This is a genomic window from Ruegeria sp. BHSA162 (genome assembly GCF_059613385.1).
Genome location: NZ_JBXWSK010000135.1, coordinates 1 through 4,467 on the forward strand (window position 1 = coordinate 1; position 4,467 = coordinate 4,467).

Here is a 4,467-nt window from a genome sequence, read left to right on the forward strand (position 1 = left end):
CCGTCTTTCCAGTCCGTCAGGCCGTCCATCCGACCAACCAACACCGCCTCAGCAGCGCCGGTGAAGGGCGTTCTAAGGATAACTACAAATCACCGCAAGCAGAAAATGACATGAATAGGAAAAAAATCGCGAAAACAAAAACTATTGTTTATTTTCAATATATTGTTGCCGTCATACCTCCCCAGAACTCAGTTTTCGCCTAGGCCTCGCAGTGAGAAAACACTCACTGTCTGACTTTCCCACATGGTTACCCACAGCCCAGCCCCCGAGTCATGCGGAATCGGCGTGCCGGGACGCCGTATTGAATGCCGGTTTGGGCAGCCGCAGCAGCAACAGGGCAAGAATCACGAACAGGTAGATCAGAGGCACGATCTGAAAGCCCTTCACCAGCATGACGTAATGCAGCCCCGCAAGAATGGCTGCCGGGTAGACCAGCTTGTGCAGGCGCCTCCAAGCTGCCCCCAGCCACCGGACCGAGGCATTGTTCGACGTGATCCCAAGCGGCAGCATCAGAACGAATGCCACCATGCCGACCGTGATGTAGGGTCGCTTTATGATGTCTGCCCAAATTTGACCTGGGTCTTGCACGTCCAGAACCAGCCAAACCAAAAGGTGGCACACCACATAGGATAGGGTCAAAACGCCAATGGCCCGCCTGAACTTCATGAGGTTCAAGCCGGTGAGCCGCCTCAGCGGCGTGACCGCCAAACCCAGGATCAACAACTGAAGCGCCAGTTCTCCATATTCATGTTCCAAAGCCTCGATCGGTTCGACCCCAAGGCCACCGGTCATGCCTTGGTAGAACAACCAGGGCACCGGAACCAATCCGGCGATGTAGACCGCCCAGACAGGAACTCGGCGCAGTATTTGGTTCAGCTTGTGCATGGCATCAGTAGTATTCCCTGAGATCCATTCCGTCATAAAGCCCTGCGACCTCTTCTTCGTAACCGTTGAACATCAGTGTCGGTTGTCGCTTGGCAAACAACCCGCCGCCGATGCGGCGTTCCGAGGCCTGAGACCACCGCGGATGATCCACGGTCGGGTTCACGTTGCTGTAGAACCCATATTCACGCGAGTTGGCCATGTTCCAGCTGGTTGGCGGCTCGTCCTCGGTCAGAGTGATGCGTACGATCGATTTGATCGACTTGAAGCCATATTTCCACGGAACCACCAGGCGCAGCGGGGCGCCGTTCTGGTTTGGGATCGGACGGCCATAGATGCCTGTCGCCATGATCGTCAACGGATGCATGGCTTCATCCAGCCGTAGACCTTCGCGATACGGCCAGTCCAGAACCGGATATGCAACGCCCGGCATCTCATCCGGACGCAGTGCGGTTTCGAAGGCCACGTATTTCGCCCCCTCCTGCACACCGGCCATGTTCAGCAGATCGGCCAGCTCGAACCCGTTCCAGGGCACGACCATCGACCAGGCCTCGACACAGCGGAACCGGTAGATGCGTTCTTCGATCGTCATTTCGGACATGATGTCCTGGAAATCATACTCTCCCGGGCGGTCAACCAACCCGTCGATCGTGACGCTCCATGGTTCGGTCTTGAGGGTATGGGCGTATTTCGCAGGGTCGTCCTTGCGGGTCCCGAACTCATAGTAGTTGTTGTAGGACGTGATCTCTTCCCACGTGTTCTGCTCCAGCGCATCTTCCGCACCTGCACGGCCCGCGATCATCACCAGTCCCGATCCGGCGAGTCCTGCCATGATCTGTCGGCGGTTCAGGAACGCCGCCAGCGGGGTCGTATCGGCATGTGTCAGGGTGTTGATCCAGCGGTGCGCCATTCCGTTCTCCGTTTATTTTCAAAAATCAGCCTTGAGTTAGCCCCGTTTTAACACCGGACCAACGCAACTTGCGTCACGATTGAGAGACGGGACTGTAACGAAGCCTGCGTTGCATTCCCGTCGCGCACAGACGAACACCTGTTTGGAACGTCATCAACGGGATGGAAGCTGCACACCCGATAAGGTATCGCCGAAACAACCAGAGACTGTGTGAAGGCCGCCCCGTGTTACTGACCAAAACCATTCCTTTGTCCCTTTCGATCCTGTGGCGCTTTGCGGTGACGTTCCCGATCCTGCTCATCGGCCTTTTTCTGTACGGCGCGTTGGGTGGCGTGATCGGGTTCGTCATCGGGTTGATCCTGCCCGGAACACTGTTCATTGCAACCTTCCTGATCAGCGCCTCATCCGGCGTGATCCCGATCATGGTCGGCGCCCGGTTCGGGTTCCAGTCGAAACTGATCCGACCCGGTGTGGGCTATCGCAAGCTGATCGTTCCCGCCATTGCCTATGGCGGGGCGGAGTCTCTGGCGATCGCCCTGATTCTTGCGCCAGTGGTCGGGTTGGCCTTTGTTAAGGTCGCGCCGAATCTGGTTGATCTGACCAAGACCCCCGAAACACCGGCCCTGGACTGGCTGACCTCTGCCGGCGCGTCGGTTTCGGTGGCGGGCCTCGTCGTCACGGTTGCGGTATTCACGGTAGCCTCGGCTGCGCGGGCCAGTCTGCTGGTTCCCCTGGCTGCGGCAGCCTTGGGCAGCGACCCTGACGACCGACCCTATACGCCCTTCCGCAATCTGGGTGCCTCCTTTTGGCCGCTGTTTGCTTTGGTGGCCATCAGCTATGTATCAATGATGGTGCTTTACGTCCTCGCCTTTCTGGCCGTGGCATTCCTGGCGGGGCTACCGGCGTTGGCAACGTCCGTCACCGAAATCGAAGGCCTGTTCCGCGGTGGGGCCATCGAAAACCCGATCTGGCCTGCTGTGGCCTTGTTTCTCAGCTTTATCCTGGTCGGGCTTTGGGGGCTGAGCCTGCAATCCGCGGGCGCGGTATTGGCCTATCTGAAACTGCAGGACGGGCGCCCCAGCCGCCATATGGTGGATCCGGCCCAGCGCATGGCTCCGCCGGTACCGCCGCCATCGCCCGAGTCCGGTCCGCGCCTGAGTGCAGACGACTTGCGCGCATTGCGCAAAAGCCGTCAGAACCACGACTGATGGTGCACATGAAAAAGGCCCGCCATCTCTGGCGGGCCTTTCCTGTTGCAGCCAAACCGCAGCTTAGTGGACCACGGCCTCGTCCGGGCGCGGGCGGTCGCTGGTGCCCAACCGGTCGCCGATGATCAGACCATCGGGTCCGGCAGTTACCGGCACGGTGTCGCCATCCCGGATGTCGCCGGCCAGCAGGGCTTCGGCCAGCGGGTTCTGCAGGGCACGCTGGATTACGCGCTTGAGCGGACGCGCCCCGAAGACCGGGTCGTAGCCTTCGTTGGCCAGCCACTCCTTGGCGGCATCGTCCAGCACAAGATCGATCTTGCGCCCGGCAAGCCGCTTCCGCAGGCGGGACAGCTGGATGTCGACGATTGCATCCATGTCCGACCGCTGAAGCCGGTCGAAGATGATGGTCTCATCCAGACGGTTCAGGAACTCGGGCCGGAAATGCGCCCGGACCGCGTCCATCACGTCGCGCTTGGCCTGCGCCGTATCGGCCCTTTCGGGCAACTGGCTGAGCGCCTGCGACCCAAGGTTCGAGGTCAGCACGATCAGCGTCTGCTTGAAGTCGACCGTGCGGCCCTGACCGTCGGTCAGCACACCGTCATCCAACACCTGCAACAGCACGTTGAACACGTCCGGATGCGCCTTCTCGACCTCGTCGAACAGAACCACCTGGTACGGCCGGCGACGGACGGCTTCGGTCAGAACGCCACCTTCCTCATAGCCGACATAGCCCGGCGGGGCACCGATCAGGCGGGCGACGGCGTGTTTCTCCATGAACTCTGACATGTCGATCCGCACCATCGCGTGTTCGTCGTCGAACAGGTATTCGGCGACGGCCTTGGTCAGCTCGGTCTTACCTACACCGGTCGGGCCGAGGAACAGGAACGAGCCCAGCGGGCGGTTCTCGTCGTTCAGACCGGCCCGGGCCCGACGCACGGCATTGGCCACGGCGCGCACGGCCTCGTCCTGGCCGACCACGCGGGCATGCAGCGCTTCTTCCATGCGCAGCAGCTTTTCGCGCTCGCCTTCCAGCATCTTCGAGGTCGGGATACCCGTCCAGCGTTCGACCACGGCCGCGATCTGTTCGGGACGCACCGTTTCCTTGGCCATGACCGCGTTGCTTTCCTGGCTTTCGGCCTCGGCCAGCTTGCGCTCCAGCTCGGGGATCACGCCATAGGACAGCTCACCGGCCTTGGCCAGGTTGCCCTCGCGCTTGGCGATCTCCAGCTCGGCACGCGCCTTGTCCAGCTGTTCCTTCAACTCGCGGGCGCTGGCCAGCTTGTCACGCTCGGCCTGCCACTGGGCTGTCAGCTCGGCGGATTTCTCCTTGAGTTCGGCCAGTTCCTTCTGCAAGGCCTCAAGCCGATCTTTCGAAGCCGCGTCATCTTCAAGCTTCAGCGCCTCTTCCTCGATCTGGAGCTGCAGGATCTGGCGATCCAGCTGGTCCAGCTCTTCGGGCTTGCTGTC

5 protein-coding genes are annotated in these 4,467 nt (G+C 60.7%); 2 read left to right on the forward strand and 3 right to left on the reverse strand.

The window, feature by feature from the left end; translation table 11 throughout:
- On the forward strand, positions 1–203 hold a 203-nt coding region (locus tag AC2FM5_RS19245), incomplete at its 5' end, for a hypothetical protein (RefSeq protein WP_496737554.1).
- 67 nt (positions 204–270) lie between these two features.
- On the opposite strand, the gene msrQ is transcribed toward AC2FM5_RS19245, so the two are convergent.
- Positions 271–885: a protein-methionine-sulfoxide reductase heme-binding subunit MsrQ gene (msrQ, locus tag AC2FM5_RS19250; RefSeq protein WP_496737556.1), complete on the reverse strand. Its 615-nt coding sequence runs from the start codon at positions 883–885 to the stop codon at positions 271–273.
- 4 nt (positions 886–889) lie between these two features.
- Positions 890–1,792: a protein-methionine-sulfoxide reductase catalytic subunit MsrP gene (gene msrP, locus AC2FM5_RS19255; protein ID WP_496737558.1), complete on the reverse strand. Its 903-nt coding sequence runs from the start codon at positions 1,790–1,792 to the stop codon at positions 890–892.
- Between the two features lie 224 nt (positions 1,793–2,016).
- On the opposite strand from msrP, the gene AC2FM5_RS19260 reads away from it, so the two are divergent.
- Positions 2,017–3,000: a hypothetical protein gene (locus AC2FM5_RS19260; RefSeq protein ID WP_496737560.1), complete on the forward strand. Its 984-nt coding sequence runs from the start codon at positions 2,017–2,019 to the stop codon at positions 2,998–3,000.
- A 63-nt stretch (positions 3,001–3,063) separates the two neighbouring features.
- Here the strand turns inward: AC2FM5_RS19260 and AC2FM5_RS19265 are convergent.
- The coding region (locus AC2FM5_RS19265; protein WP_496737563.1) for an AAA family ATPase at positions 3,064–4,467 on the reverse strand (1,404 nt) is incomplete at its 5' end.